Source organism: Aeribacillus sp. FSL K6-8210, assembly GCF_037963925.1.
In the GTDB taxonomy this organism is placed as follows: Bacteria; Bacillota; Bacilli; order Bacillales; family Aeribacillaceae; genus Aeribacillus; species Aeribacillus composti.
Map to the genome: position 1 here is coordinate 2,747,324 of NZ_CP150172.1, position 22,196 is coordinate 2,769,519.

At 39.4% G+C, this 22,196-nt stretch carries 21 protein-coding genes, 1 riboswitch and 1 other annotated feature; of the genes, 1 reads left to right on the plus strand and 20 read right to left on the minus strand.

Annotation, left to right across the window (positions count from 1 at the left end; genetic code table 11):
• The 19 genes from dnaG to NSQ41_RS13405 all read right to left on the minus strand — a co-directional run bounded on the left by dnaG (position 1) and on the right by NSQ41_RS13405 (position 18,780).
• Positions 1-1,797, minus strand: a complete 1,797-nt coding sequence (gene dnaG, locus NSQ41_RS13315) for a DNA primase (RefSeq protein WP_339210126.1) — start codon at positions 1,795-1,797, stop codon at positions 1-3.
• Between the two features lie 24 nt (positions 1,798-1,821).
• Positions 1,822-2,310 (minus strand): YaiI/YqxD family protein, encoded by a 489-nt coding sequence (locus tag NSQ41_RS13320; protein ID WP_063388052.1) that lies wholly within the window; start codon positions 2,308-2,310, stop codon positions 1,822-1,824.
• 260 nt (positions 2,311-2,570) lie between these two features.
• On the minus strand, positions 2,571-3,380 hold the full coding sequence (locus NSQ41_RS13325) for a pyruvate, water dikinase regulatory protein (protein WP_063388051.1): 810 nt from the start codon (positions 3,378-3,380) through the stop codon (positions 2,571-2,573).
• 15 nt (positions 3,381-3,395) lie between these two features.
• Positions 3,396-4,034 carry a helix-turn-helix transcriptional regulator gene (locus NSQ41_RS13330; protein ID WP_327863385.1) on the minus strand — a complete coding sequence of 213 codons (639 nt, stop codon included), beginning with the start codon at positions 4,032-4,034 and terminating at the stop codon, positions 3,396-3,398.
• A 765-nt stretch (positions 4,035-4,799) separates the two neighbouring features.
• Positions 4,800-6,863, minus strand: a complete 2,064-nt coding sequence (glyS, locus tag NSQ41_RS13335) for a glycine--tRNA ligase subunit beta (protein ID WP_063388049.1) — start codon at positions 6,861-6,863, stop codon at positions 4,800-4,802.
• Complete coding sequence (glyQ, locus tag NSQ41_RS13340) at positions 6,856-7,746, minus strand: glycine--tRNA ligase subunit alpha (protein WP_063388048.1); 891 nt, start codon at positions 7,744-7,746, stop codon at positions 6,856-6,858. Before glyQ ends, glyS begins: the two co-directional genes overlap by 8 nt.
• A gap of 69 nt (positions 7,747-7,815) precedes the next feature.
• Positions 7,816-7,989: a binding site (T-box leader), on the minus strand.
• Positions 7,990-8,105: 116 nt separating this feature from the next.
• Positions 8,106-8,858 carry a DNA repair protein RecO gene (recO, locus tag NSQ41_RS13345; protein WP_339210129.1) on the minus strand — a complete coding sequence of 251 codons (753 nt, stop codon included), beginning with the start codon at positions 8,856-8,858 and terminating at the stop codon, positions 8,106-8,108.
• A gap of 30 nt (positions 8,859-8,888) precedes the next feature.
• Positions 8,889-9,029: a YqzL family protein gene (locus tag NSQ41_RS13350; RefSeq protein WP_065095532.1), complete on the minus strand. Its 141-nt coding sequence runs from the start codon at positions 9,027-9,029 to the stop codon at positions 8,889-8,891.
• 112 nt (positions 9,030-9,141) lie between these two features.
• The gene (gene era / locus NSQ41_RS13355; RefSeq protein ID WP_063388046.1) at positions 9,142-10,047 is read right to left on the minus strand and encodes a GTPase Era; all 906 of its coding nucleotides are present in this window, start codon (positions 10,045-10,047) and stop codon (positions 9,142-9,144) included.
• Positions 10,040-10,438: a cytidine deaminase gene (locus NSQ41_RS13360; protein ID WP_063388045.1), complete on the minus strand. Its 399-nt coding sequence runs from the start codon at positions 10,436-10,438 to the stop codon at positions 10,040-10,042. The genes era and NSQ41_RS13360 overlap by 8 nt, the downstream gene beginning before the upstream one ends.
• Positions 10,439-10,536: 98 nt before the next feature.
• On the minus strand, positions 10,537-10,896 hold the full coding sequence (locus NSQ41_RS13365; protein WP_339210131.1) for a diacylglycerol kinase family protein: 360 nt from the start codon (positions 10,894-10,896) through the stop codon (positions 10,537-10,539).
• Between the two features lie 2 nt (positions 10,897-10,898).
• Positions 10,899-11,375: an rRNA maturation RNase YbeY gene (gene ybeY, locus NSQ41_RS13370; protein ID WP_063388043.1), complete on the minus strand. Its 477-nt coding sequence runs from the start codon at positions 11,373-11,375 to the stop codon at positions 10,899-10,901.
• Entirely contained in the window at positions 11,372-13,504 is a 2,133-nt protein-coding gene (locus NSQ41_RS13375) for an HD family phosphohydrolase (RefSeq protein WP_339210133.1), read from the minus strand. The genes ybeY and NSQ41_RS13375 overlap by 4 nt, the downstream gene beginning before the upstream one ends.
• A 59-nt stretch (positions 13,505-13,563) precedes the next feature.
• Positions 13,564-14,526 carry a PhoH family protein gene (locus NSQ41_RS13380; protein ID WP_063388041.1) on the minus strand — a complete coding sequence of 321 codons (963 nt, stop codon included), beginning with the start codon at positions 14,524-14,526 and terminating at the stop codon, positions 13,564-13,566.
• 3 nt (positions 14,527-14,529) lie between these two features.
• Positions 14,530-15,723: a sporulation protein YqfD gene (gene yqfD / locus NSQ41_RS13385; protein WP_339210134.1), complete on the minus strand. Its 1,194-nt coding sequence runs from the start codon at positions 15,721-15,723 to the stop codon at positions 14,530-14,532.
• A gap of 10 nt (positions 15,724-15,733) precedes the next feature.
• Positions 15,734-16,018 carry a sporulation protein YqfC gene (yqfC, locus tag NSQ41_RS13390; RefSeq protein WP_063388039.1) on the minus strand — a complete coding sequence of 95 codons (285 nt, stop codon included), beginning with the start codon at positions 16,016-16,018 and terminating at the stop codon, positions 15,734-15,736.
• Positions 16,019-16,081: 63 nt separating this feature from the next.
• Positions 16,082-16,459 carry a hypothetical protein gene (locus NSQ41_RS13395; protein WP_144596765.1) on the minus strand — a complete coding sequence of 126 codons (378 nt, stop codon included), beginning with the start codon at positions 16,457-16,459 and terminating at the stop codon, positions 16,082-16,084.
• Positions 16,460-16,487: 28 nt separating this feature from the next.
• Positions 16,488-17,480 carry a flotillin-like protein FloA gene (gene floA, locus NSQ41_RS13400; protein WP_066247540.1) on the minus strand — a complete coding sequence of 331 codons (993 nt, stop codon included), beginning with the start codon at positions 17,478-17,480 and terminating at the stop codon, positions 16,488-16,490.
• 16 nt (positions 17,481-17,496) lie between these two features.
• Positions 17,497-18,780 (minus strand): nodulation protein NfeD, encoded by a 1,284-nt coding sequence (locus NSQ41_RS13405; RefSeq protein WP_339210135.1) that lies wholly within the window; start codon positions 18,778-18,780, stop codon positions 17,497-17,499.
• Between the two features lie 193 nt (positions 18,781-18,973).
• Positions 18,974-19,089: riboswitch (TPP riboswitch) on the plus strand.
• 134 nt (positions 19,090-19,223) lie between these two features.
• Between NSQ41_RS13405 and thiC the strand changes: the two genes are divergently transcribed.
• The gene (thiC, locus tag NSQ41_RS13410; RefSeq protein ID WP_339193106.1) at positions 19,224-20,966 is read left to right on the plus strand and encodes a phosphomethylpyrimidine synthase ThiC; all 1,743 of its coding nucleotides are present in this window, start codon (positions 19,224-19,226) and stop codon (positions 20,964-20,966) included.
• Between the two features lie 47 nt (positions 20,967-21,013).
• Here thiC and NSQ41_RS13415 read toward each other — a convergent pair whose 3' ends face one another.
• The gene (locus NSQ41_RS13415; protein ID WP_339210136.1) at positions 21,014-22,123 is read right to left on the minus strand and encodes a galactosyldiacylglycerol synthase; all 1,110 of its coding nucleotides are present in this window, start codon (positions 22,121-22,123) and stop codon (positions 21,014-21,016) included.
• Between the last annotated feature and the right edge of the window lie 73 nt (positions 22,124-22,196).

Below are 22,196 nucleotides of genomic sequence, written 5' to 3' on the forward strand. Positions count from 1 at the left end.
TCACATTAATCTTTTTTTCAGCTGAATTACTTCCATTGCAATTTCGGCAGCTTTTACATAATCTTTTCGTTTTTCAGCCTCTTTCTTCTCAGCTTCCTTTTCCTTTAGGATGAGCATTTTTTGATGGTTCAAGATATGTTTTACATAGTCTTGAAGCTCTTGCTCAGTCAATTGTTCGCCAATTGTCATCATGGCAATTTCCGATACAATTCGGCTTAATGAAGGATCTTTGAGCTTTGTCAAAAAGTGGCTTATGTCTGGATCGTTCCCTTCCTCATAATAAGCGTATAAATAGGATGAAATAGCCCGATGCTCCTCCACGTTAAAATTTCCACCAATCGCATGAAGAACCTTTTCTGCCACTTCCCTGCTTTTCAACATATGAGCAATTAGAAGGCGTTCTGCCTTTTGATAAGCAGGCATCAGTGCATTCCGTTGTAATGCATCAGTCTTGAGGCTCGTCTTTTCAGGTCTTCTTCTTTTCCGCTTATTTATATTCCGAAGCTCTGCCATTAACGTTTCTTTTGATACGGAAAATTCTTCAGAAAGCTGCGTGATATACAGCTCTTGTTCGATCCCGCTCGGAAGGCCGCTTAATTCGTTAAGCACTTCTTGAATGTATCTCGCTCGATCCCCTTCATCCTGGAGATTTTTCCCCTTTCGAAAATATTCCATCTTAAATGCCATTAATGAGAGACTTGCCCCTATTACATCGTTTTTGAATTTTTCCTTTCCGTATGTCCGAATGTAGTCATCAGGGTCTAACCCTTCAGGCATTTTAGCAATCCTTACATTACATCCTGCTTCAACAAGCAATTTAGAAGCTCTGAAGGCAGCTTCAATTCCAGCGGAATCGGAATCGTAGCAAATGACAACTGTTCCTCCGCTTCTGGCTAAGAGCTTGACCTGTTCTTCCGTCAGCGCTGTTCCCATTGTTGCTACACTATGCTCGATTCCTGCGTGAACGGACGATATAACATCCGCAAACCCTTCAAACAACACCGCTTCCTGTTTTCGTCTAATGAAAGGTCTTGCTTGGTGGAAATTATAAAGAATCCGTCCTTTGTTAAATATTTTTGTCTCAGGGCTGTTTAAATATTTTGGCTGTTTGTTTCCTAGCGACCTTCCGGAAAAAGCGACTGTACGGCCTTGTGCATCTTTAACCGGAAACATGATCCGATTGCGAAACCGATCAAAAAAAGAACCGTTAGATTCGCTTCGGATAATTAACCCTGTTTTTTCCAACAACGGAAGTTCAAAACCTTTTTTCAGCAAATATTTTAAAGAAAAGTCCCAAGAATCTAAAGCGTAGCCAATCTCAAATTGATCGATTAATTCTTTCGTAAAACCCCGATGAAGCAAATAATTTAACGCGTTTTGCCCTTCTTTTGTATTTAGTAATAAATGATGATACATTTTTTTCAGCAGTTCATGCACTTTTATCATTTTCTCTGCTTCGCTGTTGTTTGGGTATGTCGACTCTTGAGAAAGTGCCGAGCCCCCTGGAATGTCCAAACCAGCTTTTTTTGCTGTCATTTGTACAGCTTCTGTAAAGCTGCATCCTTCAATTTGCATGAGAAAGGTAAAAACATTTCCGCCAGAACCGCAGCCAAAGCAGTGGAAAATTTGTTTTTCAGGTGAAACAGAAAATGAAGGTGTATTTTCGCCGTGAAAAGGACATAGTCCAAAAAAGTTTCGACCCTGCTTCTTTAATTGAACATATTCACTCACAACATCTACTATATCAACAGCATGTTGCACTTTTTCTATAAATTCCTCGGGAAGCATTTTCCCCATATGAACAACTCCGTGCCTTAAAATTTATTCAATATGAATTTTAAAATTTCCTGCATAATTCGACAATATTTTTTCAAGTGCTGTGATAAAATGATGACGATCTTTATCTTGGAATTTTTTTGGCCCTTTGATATAATTGCCGTTTCTTCTTTCCCTTGCCGAAATATACCGGAGATGGAGAACAGAGTCGATTGTATCTTCTGTAAACAGCATTCCTCTTGGAGAGAGAACATGTGTGCATTTCTTAAGCAGCATACCGGCTAGTCCGATATCTTGTGTAATGATGATGTCATGTTTTTTTGAGTTGTTAAAAATGTATAAGTCGACAGATTCCTTTTCTTGATCGACAAATACCCAGCTATTCCCGTCATCCTTTTTACCTACATGAGCATATGATGCAATGAAACAAACCGGGACTTTATATTTTTTTGCGACTGATGCAATTTCTTCTTTGACGGGGCATGCATCAGCATCGACAAAAATAGTGATATTTTTTCCATCATATTTCTCTATTCTTCATCACCTCAAAGAATCCTGCCAGCAATTTAAACTTTTTACAAAAAGTGATTTGTCGAATTTTCTTTCTCCAACCCCCTTGACATCTTCCTGTAAATAGTTTATTCGTATTTTTTTTAGTCTAAACCTAAAAAGCGTAATTTTATCACAATTTTTTATTATAATACAATACACTGCATTATTCCATCATTTTATCTTTCACCATGAAAAAAACCTACTATATTCTTAAGATCGGAATAAGCAGGTTTTATCACATGTTATTTTTTTAAGAATAAATTTTGGATATGATTGGCTGTTTCTTCAACTGCTTTGTTCGATACATCTATAACTGGACAGCCGATTTTTTGAACAATTTTTTCAAAATAAGCTAATTCTTCTTTAATTCTGTCTATATTGGCATATATAGCCTGATCATTAAGCCCGAGCTGCTTTAATCTTTCCTTTCGGATATAATTCAGCTTTTCCGGACTGATTTTTAGACCGACGCATTTCTCTTTGGAAACTTTAAAAAGTTCTTCAGGGGGTTCTACTTCTGGAACAATAGGAACATTAGCTACTTTTAATCGTTTTAGCGCCAAATATTGCGATAAAGGCGTTTTGGAAGTGCGCGATACACCGATCAAAACAATATCGGCTTTCAAAATTCCTCTCGGATCGCGGCCGTCATCATATTTAACAGCAAACTCAATTGCTTCTACTTTTTTGAAATAGTCTTCATCAAGCTTCCGAACTCTTCCGGGCTCATATTTCGCTTTAATTCCATATGACGTTTCCATTTTATCAATTAAAGGACCAATGATATCGTGGTAGATCACACCTTCTTTTTCCGCTTCTTGAATAAGAAGATTCCTGAGTTCGGGGACAACGATTGTGAAGCAAATGATCGCATTATCCATTTTCGCCAATGCGACAACTTCTTTGATTGTATTTGCATCCTCCACATAAGGCACCCTTTTCACATTCGTTTCATATTGAGAGCCGTTAAATTGACTGATAGCTGCTTTTACAACGAGATCTGCTGTTTCCCCGACTGAATCTGAAACAATATAGATCGTACGATTATTCATTCGGATCCCCCATTCTTACATAATATCGTCATCAACTAATCTTACCAATATTTTTGTAATGTTTGTTTTCGTAATCCTTCCAATCACTTCAAAACCGCCGTCCACTTCTTTTACTACGGGCAGTGCATCGATTTGCTTTTCAATTAAAATCCTTGCTACATCAATAATAAGATCTTCCTTTTTGCATACGGTTATATTTGGCATTCTAGTCATAATAATATTGACGGGGATTTGGGTTAATTCCTGTTTGCCGATGCTTGCCCGGAGAAGATCTTTTCTCGACAGCACTCCCACTAGCAACGATTGATTATCTACCACAAATAATGTCCCGACATCTTCCAAAAACATTGTACAAATTGCATCATAAACAGAAACATTATCGTTGACAACGACTGGGATCGACTGAAAATCTTTTACTTGGAGCTTTTTTAATTTCTCTACAAGCAAATTGGCGCCTGATTTCCCTGTATAAAAATAGCCGACTCGCGGCCTTGCGTCAAGGTATCCAGCCATTGTTAAAATTGCTAAATCAGGTCTTAGCGTAGCTCTTGTCAAGTTTAAACGATCTGCAATATGTTCACCTGTAATTGGCCCATGCTCCTTAACGATTTGCAATATTTGTTCTTGCCGTTTATTAAGCTCTATTGTCCTCACCACCTTGAAAAAGAGGCTGCATTATAAAAATATTATATATGATTTCAATATTTTGAAAAGGTTTTCTATTGCTCATTACGGCGAATCGAGTAGGAGGGAGCGATTAACTCCCGTCCTCTCACACCACCGTACGTACGGTTCCGTATACGGCGGTTCAATTAAGATAATTGACGCAAGTCTTTATAACTTCCGTGAATAGCTGTTCTCTTTATGCCAGTGGTCACTCCACCCTCCAAGAGATCTCCCACGGGATTCACCGCTTCCTCCCTCAAGTGAGGTACTACGTTTTCTGTGTTCATCATGACTCACTGAATGCCAAGGGCTATTCTCTCTTAATTGTTCGGTCCTTCTTAGTTGTTCTAGACCAACTAATACTATGACCTCTGCTGACTTCTGACTGTTCAGCTATCTATCACTAGATAGGTTACCAAGGTTACTTGGCGTGCCAGCCAGACCTCCCCGGGTAAGAGTGTAATCTTTCCTTCCATCCATCTGCTTCATTTACTCTGTATCACCTTCGGCAGAAAGGGCTTTGTTTTGTCTTGCAAACTCACCCAGTGATACCTAGCCTCATATGAAGTTCGTGTTCCTCAGACCGGAAGTTTGCCGCTCGCTTCCTTCAGATTCCGCGTCACCACGGACACCCTTGCGTTAAGCTAACTGCTACTTCTGCCTTCGCAGCTCGGGACTTTCACCCTATAGATTACACCCATGCCGGGCGCACAAGGAAAGACGATTATCCTCGGGATAATCGTCTATTTGCATTTATTTTACGATAATTTCATTCACTTTGGCAAAAGATGTGATTATCTTTGTTAATTGTACCATTTGGGACAGCCTGTTTTGTTTAACCGATTCATCCTCTGCCATTACCATAATATTATCAAAATAACGATCAATCACCGGCTTTAAAGCTTTCATTTCCAAAAATGCTTCTTTAAAATTACCCTCTTTTTGCAATTTTACAAAATTTTCTTCAAGCCGTAAATACGCTTGATACAATGTTTTTTCTTCTTCCTTCTCGAACAGCTCTTCTTTAATATTGCCCTCTTGGCCCTTAGACGAGATGTTGACAACACGAGACAGCGATTCAATTACTTCTTTAAAGTCACCCTTTTGGCTTTCTTCTGACAGAACGGCAGCCCGCTCAAAATATGCATTAACTTCATGGTAATTGGATTGTAATACCGATTCAATTATATCATGGCGGACATTTTCTTCATGAAGCGCAAATTTGACTCTCATTTGGAAGAACGACAGCAATTCTTTTCTCAAATTGTCTTTATTTTCTAAACCATATACATTTATAGCAAGGTCGAACAATTCCTCCAATTCAAGCCGCCATTGTTTTGCTCGAAGAATTTGAACAATGCCGCTTGCTTGTCTTCTTAATGCATACGGATCTTGTGAGCCAGTTGGAATCAAACCGATCGAAAAAAATCCTGCAATTGTATCCAGCTTGTCCGCAAGCCCTACAATGGCTCCGCTCAACGTTTCAGGCGTCTTGTCGGAAGCATGCCGCGGCATATAATGCTCATTTATTCCTTTTGCAACCTCTTCCTGTTCACCCTTTAAAAGAGCGTATTTTTCTCCCATAATTCCTTGAAGCTCAGGAAATTCATAAACCATTTGCGTAACAATGTCAAATTTGCAAATGGAAGCAGTCCGTTTAATATAAGCTTTCTCCTCATTGGAGCATTCAAGCTTTTCGCTAAGCTTTTCTGATAATTTTACAATTCGGCGAACCTTGTCACCGATGGAGCCCAGTTCTTCATGAAAAACAATTTTTTCAAGCTTCTCCAGTGCGGTATCGATGGCAAGCTTTTTGTCTTCTTCGTAAAAGAAATTTGCATCGGAAAGTCTTGCCCGAAGGACCTTTTCATTCCCCTTGGCAATCGTTTCAATGTTTTGATCATTCCCGTTTTTTACGGTAACAAAAAACGGAAGCAGCTTTCCATCTTTATTTTTGACAGGAAAATATCGCTGATGCTCCTTCATCGTCGTCACTAACACTTCTTCAGGCAATGTTAAAAACCGGTCTTCGAATGAACCGTACAGGGCGGTCGGATATTCCACCAAGTTTGTAACTTCCTCGAGCAAATCTTCATCAACAGGGATGATCCAGTTTTCCTTTCTTTCCAGTTCCTCCAGCTGTTGAATGATCATTTGTTTTCGTTTTTCATAATCGGCGACAACAAACTGGTTCAACAAAGTATTTTCATAATCGCGTGGAGTGGAAATTTCCGCTTTCGTTCCTAAAAAGCGATGGCCATACGTAACATTTCCTGTCGGAACATCGGTAATGGAAAACGGAATGATGTCTTGTCCAAATAAGACAACTAACCATTGTATCGGACGGATATAGCGAAGATTCCAATTTCCCCAACGCATATTTTTCGGAAAATGGATGGTTTGAATAATCTCTTCTAACCCTGGGAGCAGTTCTTTCGTTTCTTTCCCTTTTTGAAATGTTTGAACAAAAGCGTACTCAACACCGTTTACTTCTTTAAAGGATATGTCGTTTGTGGAAGCTCCTTGGCTCCGTGCAAAGCCTAACGCTGCTTTTGTCCAATTTCCATTCTCATCAACCGCAATCTTTTTTGCCGGTCCTTTTGCTTCGCCAAGCAAATCTTCCTGTTTTTCATTTACATCCTCTACAAGGACGGCAAGACGTCTAGGAGTTGAATATTTTTTTATTTTGGCGTAAGAAATGCGATGTTCATCCAGCCAAGCTCCTACTTTGTCAGCCAGCTGATCAATCGAAGACAGGATGACGCCGGCAGGCATTTCTTCAAGCCCGATTTCGATAAGTAAATCCCGTTTATTCATGATTTTCGGCCCCCTTGTTTTTCAGCATTGGAAAACCGAGTTTTTCCCGTTCTTCATAAAACGTTTTGGCAACTTTTCTTGCCAGCTTTCTCACTCTGCCAATATATCCGGTTCGTTCTGTAACAGAAATAGCTCCTTTTGCGTCAAGCAAATTAAATGTGTGCGAGCATTTTAAAACGTAGTCGTACGCTGGATGAACGAGACCTAATTCCATCTGTCTGTGCGCTTCTTTTTCATACGTATTAAACAGTTCAAATAGCATGTTTGTATCGGATGTTTCGAACGTATACTTGGAATGCTCATATTCAGGCTGATAAAAAATGTCCCGGTATGTAAATCCGTTTGTCCATTCAAGGTCAAATACATTTTCTTTTTCTTGAATATAAGACGCCAAACGCTCTATTCCATAAGTAATTTCAACAGAAATCGGTTTGCATTCCAGTCCTCCGACCTGCTGAAAATACGTGAATTGAGTAATTTCCATTCCGTCAAGCCAAACTTCCCAGCCAAGCCCTGCGCAGCCGAGAGAAGGATTTTCCCAGTTATCTTCCACAAAGCGGATGTCATGTTCAAGCGGATCAATTCCAAGAGCCTTTAATGAATCTAAATAAATTTCTTGTATGTTTTTCGGAGACGGCTTCATAATGACTTGGAATTGATGGTGTTGATAAAGGCGGTTCGGATTTTCCCCATACCTTCCGTCAGCAGGTCTTCTTGACGGCTCCACGTAAGCAACATTCCACGGTTCTGGCCCGATGGAGCGAAGAAATGTGTATGGGCTCATGGTTCCGGCACCTTTTTCTACATCATATGCCTGCATCAAAATACATCCATGATCGGCCCAATGCTTTTGCAGCGTCAAAATCATTTCTTGAATGTTCATTCATCATGCACCTCCACAATTAAGTTATGTTCGAACAAAATAAAAACCGTCCCTAATGCAACAAAGTTGCATAGGGACGGGATGACCCGCGGTTCCACCCTATTTGCTGAAAAACGTTTCAGCCTCTCGTAAACCGTTATTGCTCTGGAACGCCGTTCCCTGCATCCTCATACCTTAGCTCGCACCATCCTAAGGTCGCTTTCTATGAAGATTGCAGGTACTCTTTTCCTTCATCGCATTTTATTATTCAATTTGACACGTACATTTCCGCTCATTACATGACATTAAATCGCTTTTTCTAACAGCATGAGGGGGGGATAAATCCTTCATTTGAAAGGTTTCACATCCATGTATATGGTTTACAACATTTCTTTTAAACTGTCAAGCTGATTTAAAAATTTTTTCGATTTCAGCGATAAACCTGCATATTCCTGATAATATTGATCAAGAACAAATCTCAGTTCTTTTTTTGTCTCAGGGGAGACGGATATTTGACCAATGCGGTTTAAGTCAATAGAATAAAACAGCCGCAACAGCTTCACTGTCTTCTGAGAAATATTGAGCCTGTAAGGATCTTTTTCAAAACAGCGGCTGCAAATCAATCCGTTTTCTTTTAATGAAAAATGAAACGGTCCGTTTGTTTCGCCGCTTACTGCACATTTGTTTAATTCGGGATATAAACCGAGAACGTTGAGCATCTTTATTTCAAATATATTGGTCAAAATTTCCGCATCCTTTTCTTCATTCAGCAGATGAAGTGTTTGAAATAAGAGCTCAAACAAAAAAGGGTTTCTGTCTTTTTCATCTGTTCCTTTATCAAGGAGCTCTACAATATATGAAGCATATGCAGTCAAAAAAATATTTTCCTTAATCTCTCTAAAAGCGGAAATGATTTCTCCTTGGCTTAAATTACCCAATCCAGAAGATTGATGATACAAAAAATTTCCATACGTAAAAAGTTGGGTAACAGCTGCGAGGCGGCTGTTCGGTTTATTTGCGCCCCGTGCCATTACACCAACTTTCCCCAACTCCCTTGTATATATTGTAACAACTTTATTGGTCTCACCATATTCCGTTGTACGAATGACAATTCCTTCCGTCTTTACAAGCATTTCTCCACCATCCTATTGGATACAGCACTACTAAACAGGGAGATCAACCTCAGTCCGCTCTTCTTCCTTCATTTGACAATCTTTCGTCCGCTCCTTTTCAAGCTCTTTAAAAAGGAGATATGTGTCAATATTACCTGTAAACGTGAATACTTTCCAGGTAAAATCTAACATATTGTCCCCACCTTTCTGTCGTTGTTCCTAAGCTATATCCAATTCATTGTTATCATAGCCTTTTTGACTCATTTTCATGTTTTGAAAATATTTCTAACTTCCTTCAAGTCAATTAATATTCGTCTTCCCTAAATCCAAAATCTCGCAATTGCGACAGGCGATTTCTCCAATCTTTTTGCACTTTGACCCACAGCTCTAAAAAGACTTTTGATCCGAGCAAGTTTTCAATGTCAACCCTTGCCCTTTTCCCAATTTCTTTCAACATTCTTCCTTGCTTCCCAATGATAATACCTTTTTGAGAGTTGCGTTCCACAACAATTGTTGCAGCTATATATACTGCATGGTTTTCTCTTTTTTCAATAGAATCAACAACAACTGCGACAGAATGCGGGATCTCTTCTCTTGTCAAATGCAATACTTTTTCGCGAACTAGTTCAGAAATGATAAAACGTTCCGGGTGATCTGTCACCTGATCACTAGGATAATATTGCGGACCTTCCGGCAAATACGCTTCAATTTGCCCTAGCAACGTTTCAATGTTGTTTCCTTGCAGGGCAGAAATTGGAACAATTTCCTGAAACTCGAACTTTTCCCTGTATTGGTCAATAAGCGGCAATAAATCATCAGGATGAACCCGATCGATTTTATTGACAACTAAAAATACAGGAGTATCGGTTTCCTTCAATCGTTCCATGATATATTCATCACCGCGGCCTAATCCTTCTTCAGCATTAATCATAAACAGAATTAGATCCACTTCTTTGAGCGTATTTTGAGCGACTTTCATCATAAAATCGCCCAATTTATGCTTTGGTTTATGAATACCGGGAGTGTCGATAAAAATAATTTGTGAGTTTTCCGTCGTATAAACCCCTTGTATTTTGTTTCTCGTTGTTTGAGGTTTATCGCTCATAATCGCAATTTTTTGACCGATTACACGGTTAATAAAAGTCGATTTGCCGACATTCGGACGGCCGATGATTGATACAAATCCTGATTTAAATTTTGTCTTATTCATGTAAATCCTCCGATGTAAATGCTTCTGGTAATAGTTGTTCAACTGTTAGCTCGTTATAGTCTCCGTTAAGATTCGCCAAAATCACCTTCATATTTTTAGGACAGAGCTCTGCTATGACTTGCCTGCAAGCGCCGCATGGCGATACAGGGCGCTTTGTATCCGCAACTATGGCAATAGCTGCGAATTCATTTTCACCTTCTGAAACCGCTTTATATATAGCAGTGCGCTCGGCACAATTGCACATGGAATAAGCTGCGTTTTCAATATTGCATCCTTTGTATACTTTTCCATCCTTTGTCAGAAGTGCTGCACCTACTTTAAATCGAGAGTAAGGTGCATAAGCAAATTCTCTTGCTCTTTTTGCTTCTTCAATCAGTTGATGGGAGTCCATAGCTTCCTTCCTTTCGTTTACGTTGCAGCTTATACTCATTATTTTACATCATTTTTCATTTAATTTCACGTTTATTTTTTCAGAAAATTCTACATTTTTCACGAAAAAACTTCAATTATTTTGGGGGCAAAAATGATGAATCCGATGACAACCGAAACGGCTGCATAAACCAATACTGCTCCTGCAGCTGCATCTTTTGCAGTTTTAAGCAGAGGATGAGATTCTTTCGACACAGCATCAGCGATTCGCTCAATGGCAGTATTGACCAGCTCTAAAGCTAACATTCCGCCAATTAATAGGAGAATGACAATCCATTCAATTAAGCTAATGTTGAAAAATAATCCGGCTGCGATCACGATGATCGCAACTGTCACATGAATTCTAAAGTTCCGCTCGGATTGGAAGGCTGCAGCTATTCCTTGTACGGCAAAATAAAAGCTTTTCAACAAAGTCTTCATGTTTATCCTGTTCTTTTCAATCCAAATTTCTCTAAAATTTCCTTTTGCCTTGAAAACATTTTTTCTTCTTCTTCTTTTGTCATATGATCATAACCTAATAAATGCAAAAAGCCATGAACAGATAAAAATCCGAGCTCTCTCATAAATGAGTGGCCGTATTCTTCTGCTTGCTCTTTCGCTTTTTCTATTGAGATAATGATATCCCCTAAATGAGGGGGGAGATCAGCACCTTGGATCTCCACTTCATCTTCTCCTGTTTCTTCAAGCGCAAATGAAATCACATCTGTCGGCTGATCTTTTCCCCGGTAATCCCGATTGATCTCTTGAATGTCTTTATTAGTAACAAAGGTTATAGATACTTCCGAATCTTTGGGAACACGTTCTTCTAAAGCAGCAAATTGCAGCAAATTTTCGATCGTTTCTATTTCCTCAGAAGAGAGTGTTTCCGTCTGGTCGAAAATGTCAATGGATAATGTCATGTTTTCTTCACCTTCTTTTCATGAAATTCCGGATATTCAATTCTTGAATGAAAAATCCCCTTCAATGTTTCACACAATATTTTTGCCACCGTTTCAAGCTCTTTAAACGTTATATCACATTCGTCGAATTGCCCGTCTTGAAGTTTATCTTTTATGATGGAACGAACAAGCTTTTCAATTTTTTCGGGCATCGGATTTTTCATTGAACGAACAGCTGCTTCTACACTGTCAGCGATACAAATAACGGCAATCTCCCGCGTTTGCGGCTTCGGACCCGGATATCTAAACTCACTTTCCAAAATAGGCTGATCACTATTTTCTTGGGCTTTATGGTAGAAAAATTTTAAAAGCGATGTTCCATGATGCTGCAGAGCAATATCGATAAATTCTTTCGGCATTTTATGCTTCCTTAACATTTCTGCTCCCTCTTCAGCATGAGCAATAATAATGTTTTTGCTTAGCTGAGGGGACAATTTATCATGCGGATTTTCCATGTTCATTTGGTTTTCAATAAAATAGCGCGGCCGTTTCGTCTTGCCGATATCGTGATAGTAGCTTCCAACTCTTGCCAACAATCCATTCGCACCGATCGCTTCGCAAGCAGCCTCGGCTAGATTGGCCACCATTACACTGTGATGATAAGTACCAGGCGCCTCCGTTAATATTTTCCTTAATAAAGGATGATTCGGATTCGACAGTTCAATCAGCTTCATCGTCGATAAAATGCCAAAACCTGATTCAAAAAAAGGCATTAAACCGATTGTCAAGACGGAAGAGATAACACCTGATACAATCGCCATAAGAAAATAAGAACCGATCTCTAGATTCGAATAAATTCCATTTTGAATGAATAAAATAGCGGTGATCACAACAATATTAACAGCCGAAACGAAAAGACCAGCTTGTAAAATTTTCGAACGGACGTTATGTTCCCCTAGAAACAGAATGGCTGCGATGCACCCGCATAAGTAGTAAAGACCAATTGTAAAATTAAATGTGCCAGTGACTCCATCATTAAAAATCAAGCTTCCGCAAAAAGCATATATAATGCTTGTCACGAACGCAAGGCGGTCATTAATCAAAAGCTTTGTCAACATGACTCCCATCAGCACCGGGACAATAAAGCCGATATGAGAATAGTCCATTTTTTGAAATAAGCTGATAATCTTCATGACCGTTAACGTTATCGCTAGGATGATGGTAAAGAGAAGCAATGACTGGTTTTTACTCGTAAAGAACGAGTTCTTTTCTTTTTCAAAAAAATATGCAAGATAGATCATCACTAATAAGACTAAAATGAAAAGACCAATGATCGGCTGAAATGTGTACTTATTATCTAAAAGGCCCAACAATTCCAGCTTTCTATATACTTCCCTGTCAATTAATTGGCCCTCTTCGACTATAATTTGACCTTGCTTAATTTGAACCTCCTGCACTTTTTCTTTTGCTTCTTCCCGCTTTTCATCTGTTGATTTAGGGTCAAATACATAATTGGAAATAATTGCGCTGCGTCCAATCTCTTCAGCTGCTGAGCGTATCTTATCCGGCAAATTCACGTTTTGAAGCCGTTCTTTCACTTTGTTTCTCGCTTCTTCTAATTTTTCAGCCGAAATCGGCTCGCTCATCGTTTCATTGACAGCCGTAACAACCGCATCTTTCGCCAGCGTAAGCTGTCCTTCATTTGCACTTAACAACGATGTATATACGCTTTCAGGATATTTATCATACATATCTCCTAAACTGCTTTTAAGCCTGTCAAGCTTCTCTTTGCTGCTCATTTCGGCATTAGATGAAGCCTCCATGATGGCATCAAATAAAGATTCGACCAAATCCACACTGTTGTCCGCATATTCTTTTTTTAGCACATATTGATCTTCCACGCTTTCAGCAGCTTCTTCTCTTCTCTTTTCCGTCATTTCCTTATCGACAACGGTAACAGGTGCGTAAATCGTTTGGTCGGATACTGAAAATAATTTGGCATCAAACGTGTCCGGTTCTACATTGCTGTATAAAACGGTAAACAAAATTACTCCAATAACGGGATATAAGAAAAGATGAAGGGATTTCATTTTTTTCAAAAAATGGAATATCGGCTGTTTCCTGTCTTTGCGATCCATTTTTCTTTTCATTTGTCACAGCACCTCCGATCAATTCTATGCAAAAATGACCCGGTCATGATGAGCGGGTCTTACTGATCATCTTTTTCATAAGCCTCAATAATTTTTGAAACGAGCGGGTGCCGCACGACATCAGTTTCCTTTAAATATACGAATGAAATGCCCCGAATGCCTGATAATTTTTCATTCGCTTCAAGCAGTCCTGATTTTACTCCTTTTGGCAAATCCACTTGTGTCAGGTCGCCTGTAATGACCATTTTGGATCCAAAGCCTAAACGGGTTAGAAACATTTTCATTTGCTGAGTTGTTGTATTTTGCGCTTCATCTAAAATAACGAACGCATCCTCAAGTGTTCTTCCGCGCATATACGCCAATGGAGCAATTTCAATAACTCCTCTTTCTAACAAGCGCTCCGTATGGTCCACGCCTAAAATATCGTGTAGAGCATCATACAAAGGCCTTAAATAAGGATCTACCTTTTCTTTTAAATCGCCGGGCAAAAAACCTAAATTTTCACCAGCTTCAACGGCCGGCCGCGTTAATATGATTTTATTTACAAGCCCATTTTTCAAGCAATGGACGGCCATGACAACAGCGAGAAACGTTTTTCCTGTTCCTGCTGGACCGATTCCAAATACTAAATCATGCGTTTTAATTGCTTGAAAATACTTTCGTTGACCTAGTGTTTTTACACGAATGGTTTTTCCTTTTGCATTTTTCGCAACTTCTTCATCGTAAAGGGATTCAAATTCATCGATCTTCCCACTTTTCGCCATTTTTGTTGCATAAAGCACGTCTTGTTCGTTAATCGAAATTCCTTTTCGAATAACCGAAAGAAGGGATTTCAAGATGTCTTCAACCAGTTCAGCTTTTTCTTTATCTCCTGAAACATATACCGCTTCACCGCGCGAAATGATCGATACGTTTAACTCTTCTTCAATTCTTTTTAAATGAACATCATGAATCCCAAATAAATTAATGGCTTCATTCGGATTTTCTAAACTCTGGCTGATTGTGACTAAATCTTCTGTCATTCTCTAATCTCCCTGAACCCGTTTTATTTTTACAATGTTTTCAATAACTTGGAAGTGTATTTTCAATCTTACTTTACCATTCTCGACGTCTTCGTGCAAAACTTTTTCGCCAACAATTTTCACATCTTTTCCAAGTTTTCGAAATAAGTCATTTTTCCCGGCAGCAATCGCTTGCCGTTTCGCTTCATCCACAGAATATTTTCTGTGAAAGGTTTCCGTCTCACGAATCGTTTCTTTCTTATAGTTAACTGGAAGATCCCATTTTAAAAATTTTAATGGACGCTCGTCTCGCTCCACCGCATATTGCGGATATTCCGATTCATCATTGCGAAACATCCCCCAAATAGGAAGGGAAAAAGAACGAAAGGAGAGAAAATGCTTCGTGACTGACTTTCCTGAAAATAACTGGAAAGTTGTTTGAAGCGGCACCTCCACTGTTGAAATATACCAAGTTTCGCCTAATATTTCTCCGTCTGCTGCCACTTTTCGTATTTTATCACCTTCTCCAACTACACCGGAAACTAATATTTGTCCTTTTCTAACAAAATCATGAACGTCTACTAAAGGTTGTCCTTTTTCAACATACATTTTTGCTATAACAGCTTCCTTCGCGGCCACTAAATGCCTCGGACTCTCCACTTTGCTTTTTTGCTCTTTTTTCTTTTCGGCTACTTCCAGAGAATATGTCGTTCCTTTTAATTTGACACCGATCCATGTTATATCATCTATTTGGCTCATCAAACGATTTTGAACTGTTTGATTGCTCGATGTCAAAAACTGAAACGTCCCTCTTTTAATTCCTATTTTGTCCAATTCTTTTTGTATTAAATGCTCTGTTTTCGGACTAGCCCCTTTTATTTCAATATGCCAAATCATGTTGGATAAAAGAAATGTAGTGGCAATGAACAGAACAATTCCAATAACAAATCCAAAATTTCTCCATGATTTTTTTAATAAAAATGGAAATCCTATCCTTTGGTGAAAGGTGCACTTACATTCATGTTTACGAACTACTTTTCGTAAAGCCTGTACATCTTTAAGGCGTATAAAAAAAGAAATTGCACCGTTTTCCAGCCGCTTTACATTTATTGTGACAATGCCAAGCCGCGTGCAATCGTTCAACATTCTTTCTGAGCCGGTTCCTTCCGCTATTACCTGAACGAAGCCTGTAAAATATAACAACCAATTGTTCCGCATCCCGATCCCCCTACTGATCAATATATAATACTTGTTCAATTTTCCCTTCTACAAGGAGCTCTTCTGGCAATATCGCTTTCATCACAAAATCGCTTCCTTTAATGAGCATCTGGCCTTGCTGCAGCAAAACTCGAATCTCTTTATCTGTAAAGGAAAGCAGTCCTTTATGATTTTCTATATATATATGCAATGTACCGATCATCGTAACACGGGGAAGATCCATCATGACGTCAGCTGGTATTTGCAATCCTTCTGTCAATATGCTTTTTATTCGCTGATGCCATTTTTTGCCCATAAAAGAACCCCCTTCATCCTCATATTTATGAGAGACAAAAGGGGATTAACACCATTAATTCATTTATTTTATGAAATTCGACCGATGGGGCTTTTTGGATCGGGGTTCATCTAAAATGACGCTCCAAATGACTCCTTTTGCAGCTGAATGCATGTGTAAAGCTGATGGTTTCTGTTTTTTATTTTTATTATGAAAAGATTTCATATTCGATTTGTCTTTTTCAGCTTTTTTTAGTTGGCTGGATAGGCCTGTGTGTACATTTTGAATTTGATTCCATTCATTTGGAGGGCTTGTCGAAACATTTTTAACCCTTTGTTTTATTTGTTTTGCAGCTTGTTTCCTTTTTTTCTGCTGCTCTTGATCTTTTTTATTTCTGCCAAACAAAGAAGAAATAATCCCGATTAAAATAACAATGAACAGCGGATTTTCAAATATTTCCATATGACACCTCCTTTGATGGACAGAAAGATCATTCTTCTTCATCACCAGCAGAGTTTTTTGTCATTTTTCCGATAGAATCACGCATATTTGTATCAGCGGTAATGTTTTTGATGTTCATATAATCCATAACTCCAATATTTCCTGATTTTAAAGCTTCCGCCATTGCAAGCGGAACTTGCGCTTCCGCCTCAACAACTTTTGCCCGCATTTCTTCAACTTTAGCGCGCATTTCCTGCTCTCTTGCCACCGCCATCGCCCTGCGTTCCTCCGCTTTAGCTTGCGCGATGTTTTTGTCTGCTTCCGCTTGATCTGTCTGCAGGATCGCACCGATGTTTTTGCCGATGTCAACGTCCGCGATGTCGATGGATAAAATTTCAAAGGCTGTTCCTGAATCGAGTCCTTTGTTTAAAACTGTTTGCGAAATCATATCAGGGTTTTCCAGCACTTTTTTATGATCATCAGAAGAACCAATGGTGCTGACAATTCCTTCACCTACACGTGCGATAATCGTTTCTTCCCCGGCACCGCCAACAAGCCGGTCGATATTGGCTCGCACCGTGATGCGGGCTTTTGCTTTCACTTCAATTCCGTCCATGGCAACCCCTGCAATAAACGGGGTTTCGATTACTTTCGGATTTACGCTCATTTGAACGGCTTCAAGCACGTCTCTTCCCGCTAAATCAATCGCAGCACAACGTTCAAAGCTCAATTCAATATTAGCTCTTTCAGCTGCAATTAATGCGTTGACAACTCGATCGACATTTCCTCCTGCCAAATAATGGCTTTCCAATTGATTTGTTGTGACATCAAGGCCGGCTTTATGCGCTTTAATTAACGGATTGATCACTCGACTTGGAATGACTCTGCGCAGCCTCATTCCAATAAGAGTCAAAATACTGATGCGAACGCCAGCTGCCAGAGCGGAAATCCAGAGCATAATCGGCACAAAAGAGAACAAGATGCCAAGCAAAATAAGACCTAATACGATAAGACCTAGTAAAAGAAAAAATGATACATCCATGTGATATACCTACCTCCTATTCATTTTCATTAATAGCTCTTACAACAATTCGTGAGCCTTCTACTTTAACAATTTTCACTTTTCTTCCTTTCTCAATATACGTTCCTTCTGTCACAACATCCAATCTTTCCTCTCCATCGGTCATTACTGTTCCTGCCGGTCGTAAAGCAGTCACAGTTACACCCGTTTTCCCAATTAAATCTGTACGATTTTGATTGGATACATAACCTTTCTCCGTGCTGATTGAATCATTTAAAATAATTTTTTTAAACCATTTCATACGCTTACCAATCACCTTTGACATGATGAATATTGTGAATATCGAAATGGAACCGGCAATAAAAAGAGAAACCGCCATATGTCCTATATGATCAGCTGCTAAAAATAAACTTAAAAGGACTGAAAGAAAACCGATTGCTCCAATAATTCCTCCTGGAACAAACAACTCTGCAATTATAAGCAGAACCCCAAGCACGAACAAAACAACCGTTTCCAATCCCGCAAGCCCTGCAATAAAATGACCGAAGAAAAACAAAAACAGTGCCAATAGTCCAATAAAACCAGGAATGCCAAACCCAGGAGTGTACAATTCTAACACAAACCCTAAACCGCTAATCGTTAATAATATCGGAATGGTATACATGTTTGTTACAAAACGGGCTATTTTTTCAGCAAACGTCTCCTCAGTCTCCTGGACTTTTGCACCTTCCATTCCGATCGATTTCAAAAGCTCTGCCCGGCTTTTGGCGATGCCTTCACCATACCCGACTTCCATCGCTTGTTTTGCTGTTAATGTTAGTAATTCTCCTTTTTCTGCACCATATTCGGGCATATCCAAGCTGCTGTCTACCATCGCCTCAGCGAACATAGGGTCTCTGCCATGAACCTCAGCAGCATTTCTCATCTCTGCTTTCCAAAACGATTGCACTTTTACTTCTGCAGCATTGCCATTGGAGTCAATGACAGCCGCTGACCCAATGGTACCGCCAGGATGGTAATATATTTGATCAGCCCTTAATGCTATATAAGCCCCTGCAGAAATCGCATGTTTATTTACATAAGCGATTGTTTTGATATCTGTATCCATAATCATTTTGCCTATTTCTATCGCTGCCTCTAAAGCACCGCCAGGAGTGTTCAATTCAAAAACAATGACATCCGCCTTCTCTTTTTCCGCCTCCTGAATGGATCGTTTAATAAAATGCACCAACCCTTTTTCAATTGTATTTTCAATCGGAATAAAATAAACAGTTTTCCCTTCAGCTGATTTGGCATCAAAAGACGCACAAATAATCGACAAGATGAGCAGCAGAGCGCAAATAGCGAAAAACTTATTGTTTGATTTCAGGCCTCTCCCCCCTTATTTTTTGCCTAATATTATTACGGACAATTGTGCAGAAAGTTTCAAAAATCAACAATTCTGCAAACAAACATGAAACGAAAAAATATTTTCATTATTTTTCATATTATGTTACTATTAAAAAAAATATATAACCATCTACTAGGGGTGTCCAATTAGCTGGACTGAGAGAAGAACGCGCCTGAAGTTCTTCAACCCTTTGAACCTGATCTGGATGATGCCAGCGTAGGGAAGTAGGTAGCGGGAGTATTTTATTGCCTTCTTTTTCTATATTGAATTGATCGGGTTCGTGCTAAAGCGAACCCGTTTTTATTTTTCACGTCCCATCTCCCCTCCTATTTTTCTATGCACATCTTCAGATAAAAAAATGGAGGAGGAGAAAAATGAAACATTATTTCGAAAACATGCAGTTTCCAGCAAGCAAAAAAATTTATGTGACTGGGTCAAGACCCGATATTCGGGTTCCGATGAGGGAAATTCAATTAACTCCCACGAAAACGGAAGCGGGAACGTTTGAAAATGAACCTGTAAAGGTTTATGACACGAGCGGTCCCTATACAGATCCTGATTTTCAGGCAGATATTCATAAAGGTTTGCCGGCTGTACGCAAACAGTGGATTTTAGACCGTCATGATGTTGTAGAATATGACGGGCGCCAGGTAAAGCCTGAAGATAATGGATTTCGCAATTGGGAAGATCACAATATTGCCACACCTTTTCATCGAAAGCCTTTCAAAGCAAAAAAAGGTGCTGTCGTTACACAAATGCACTATGCAAAAAAGGGGATCATCACCCCAGAGATGGAGTTTGTGGCGATTCGTGAAAACATAAATCCTGAATTCGTTCGTCAAGAAGTCGCTGCCGGCAGGGCCATTATTCCGTCCAACATTAATCACCCGGAAAGTGAACCGATGATCATCGGCCGGAACTTTCATGTAAAAATTAATGCCAACATTGGCAATTCAGCTGTAACATCGTCAATCGAAGAAGAAGTTGAGAAGATGCTTTGGGCCATCCGCTGGGGCGCTGACACAATTATGGACCTGTCAACAGGAAAAAATATTCATGCAACAAGAGAATTTATCATCCGCAACTCGCCCGTGCCGGTTGGAACCGTCCCGATTTACCAAGCGCTCGAAAAAGTAAATGGCGTTGCTGAAGAGTTAACATGGGAAATTTACCGTGATACATTAATTGAGCAAGCAGAACAAGGGGTCGATTATTTTACTATACATGCCGGCGTGCTGCTTCGCTATATCCCTTTGACCGTCAAACGGACGACCGGAATCGTATCCCGCGGCGGTTCGATCATGGCGCAGTGGTGTATGGCGCATCATCAAGAAAACTTTTTATACACTCATTTTGAAGAGATTTGCGAAATTTTAAAAACATATGATATTGCCGTTTCATTAGGTGACGGCTTGCGTCCCGGATCTATTCGAGATGCCAATGATGAAGCGCAATTTGCCGAATTGAAAACGCTCGGTGAATTGACGGAAATCGCCTGGAAACATGATGTCCAAGTCATGATCGAAGGCCCTGGGCACATTCCGATGCATAAAATTAAAGAAAATGTTGATTTAGAAAATGAAATTTGCAAAGGGGCTCCTTTTTATACCCTCGGTCCATTAACGACCGATATTGCTCCCGGCTATGATCATATTACGTCAGCCATTGGAGCAGCCATGATCGGCTGGTACGGAACGGCCATGCTATGTTATGTAACTCCGAAAGAGCATTTAGGCCTTCCCAATAAAGAGGATGTGCGCCAAGGTGTTGTTGCTTATAAAATTGCAGCCCATGCCGCAGATTTGGCAAAAGGGCATCCAGGCGCCCAAATAAGGGATGATGCTTTATCAAAAGCCCGTTTTGAATTTCGCTGGAACGACCAATTTAATCTTTCTCTCGATCCTGAACGGGCACGCGAATATCATGACGAAACTTTGCCGGCAGAAGGAGCGAAAATTGCCCATTTTTGTTCTATGTGCGGTCCAAAATTTTGCTCGATGAAAATTTCCCACAATTTAAGAAAAATGGCCGGTTCAAGTGATTCTGATTTCGTTCAGGAAGGTTTGAGGCAAAAAGCAAAAGAATTTATAGAGGGCGGGTCATCCCTTTATCGATAAATAATTTTCAAACTAATGCTCCTAGAAGCTTTAATGGCTTCCAGGAGCTATTCATTCATTAAACGTTTGATCAATCCCGCTGGTTCAATCGGAGCTAAACTTTTATGATATTCATCCACTTTCGATAAAAATTTTGATAGCTGCTTAGATTGCAGCGCTCGAATAATGGAGGCCGAAATATTTGTTTCCTCTTGCCAATTTCGAAAATCAAACACCATCCCGAATTTCGTTAATTTCTCCAAATTTATTTCTTCCTGTCCTGGAAGAGTGTGGTATACAAATATAGGAATTTTTTTGTATAAACATTCGCTGATTGTCACACCCCCGGGCTTTGTCATGATAAAATCGACGCGATTGTACAGATCGTTCATTTGTTCTCTTGAAGAGATGTAAGGTAAAGGAGTAATTCGTGGATGGTTTTGTTTTATTAATCGATCATAAAGCTTTCTGTTTTTTCCGCATAACACCATATAATGGATATCATCATCGCGGCTGATTTTTTCCGTTATCTTCTCTATTGAACCGACGCCTGAACTTCCTCCCGAAATTAATCCTCGATAAAAACGCATGCTATGTACATGTTCATCTTTCCTTTTTGTAAAAGTTGGGTGAATAGGAATCCCTGTAACAAAAATCTGTTCTTTATTTATACCTTTTTCGAGCAAATAATCTTTCATATATGAGTGACCGACAAAATGATAGTCAATTTCTCTTTTTCCCCAAAGATGATGAATAAAAAAATCTGTGTATACATTGATAACAGGGATGTTGATTTGAGAAAAGGCTTTCAGCCTGGCAAGCAAGTAGGAAGGAAGAGCATGAGTACAAACAATCATTTTCGGATTCAATTCATCAATGATCTTTTTTAAATGCCGGAGAAAAAGTGCCTCATAATGGAAAAACCTTTTGCCGCTCTTTTGTTCCGCGAGCACTGACCTGTGGTACATATGGCTGTATGATTTAGGAAAACGGCCAATCCATTGCAAATAAAAGGAAGATATCAGCCTTTCTATTTTTCCAAATTTCGATGACAAAAGGTCCATTTTTTCGCAATGAATGTCAGGATCAAGCCGTAACAACCCTTCCATTAGGGCATCAGCTGTTTGATGATGGCCTGAAGGTATGGTCAAAAAAGGAAGATATAAAATTTTTTTCATATCGCTCACCATTGTTATTGATGGAGTTCTTTAAAAGTTTTTTCTTAATTTCGCATGGCTATTCGAAAAAAAT

What these genes read in the sequence shown, in the direction of transcription:
- dnaG (WP_339210126.1), bottom strand. Translation starts at nt 1,797, where the DNA reads ATGGGGAAAATGCTTCCCGAGGAATTTATAGAAAAAGTGCAACATGCT.
- NSQ41_RS13325 (WP_063388051.1), bottom strand. Translation starts at nt 3,380, where the DNA reads ATGAATAATCGTACGATCTATATTGTTTCAGATTCAGTCGGGGAAACA.
- glyS (WP_063388049.1), bottom strand. Translation starts at nt 6,863, where the DNA reads ATGAATAAACGGGATTTACTTATCGAAATCGGGCTTGAAGAAATGCCT.
- glyQ (WP_063388048.1), bottom strand. Translation starts at nt 7,746, where the DNA reads ATGAACATTCAAGAAATGATTTTGACGCTGCAAAAGCATTGGGCCGAT.
- recO (WP_339210129.1), bottom strand. Translation starts at nt 8,858, where the DNA reads ATGCTTGTAAAGACGGAAGGAATTGTCATTCGTACAACGGAATATGGT.
- NSQ41_RS13350 (WP_065095532.1), bottom strand. Translation starts at nt 9,029, where the DNA reads ATGTTAGATTTTACCTGGAAAGTATTCACGTTTACAGGTAATATTGAC.
- era (WP_063388046.1), bottom strand. Translation starts at nt 10,047, where the DNA reads ATGAATAAGACAAAATTTAAATCAGGATTTGTATCAATCATCGGCCGT.
- NSQ41_RS13360 (WP_063388045.1), bottom strand. Translation starts at nt 10,438, where the DNA reads ATGGACTCCCATCAACTGATTGAAGAAGCAAAAAGAGCAAGAGAATTT.
- NSQ41_RS13365 (WP_339210131.1), bottom strand. Translation starts at nt 10,896, where the DNA reads ATGAAGACTTTGTTGAAAAGCTTTTATTTTGCCGTACAAGGAATAGCT.
- ybeY (WP_063388043.1), bottom strand. Translation starts at nt 11,375, where the DNA reads ATGACATTATCCATTGACATTTTCGACCAGACGGAAACACTCTCTTCT.
- NSQ41_RS13375 (WP_339210133.1), bottom strand. Translation starts at nt 13,504, where the DNA reads ATGAAAAGAAAAATGGATCGCAAAGACAGGAAACAGCCGATATTCCAT.
- NSQ41_RS13380 (WP_063388041.1), bottom strand. Translation starts at nt 14,526, where the DNA reads ATGACAGAAGATTTAGTCACAATCAGCCAGAGTTTAGAAAATCCGAAT.
- yqfD (WP_339210134.1), bottom strand. Translation starts at nt 15,723, where the DNA reads ATGCGGAACAATTGGTTGTTATATTTTACAGGCTTCGTTCAGGTAATA.
- yqfC (WP_063388039.1), bottom strand. Translation starts at nt 16,018, where the DNA reads ATGGGCAAAAAATGGCATCAGCGAATAAAAAGCATATTGACAGAAGGA.
- NSQ41_RS13395 (WP_144596765.1), bottom strand. Translation starts at nt 16,459, where the DNA reads ATGGAAATATTTGAAAATCCGCTGTTCATTGTTATTTTAATCGGGATT.
- floA (WP_066247540.1), bottom strand. Translation starts at nt 17,480, where the DNA reads ATGGATGTATCATTTTTTCTTTTACTAGGTCTTATCGTATTAGGTCTT.
- thiC (WP_339193106.1), top strand. Translation starts at nt 19,224, where the DNA reads ATGAAACATTATTTCGAAAACATGCAGTTTCCAGCAAGCAAAAAAATT.
- NSQ41_RS13415 (WP_339210136.1), bottom strand. Translation starts at nt 22,123, where the DNA reads ATGAAAAAAATTTTATATCTTCCTTTTTTGACCATACCTTCAGGCCAT.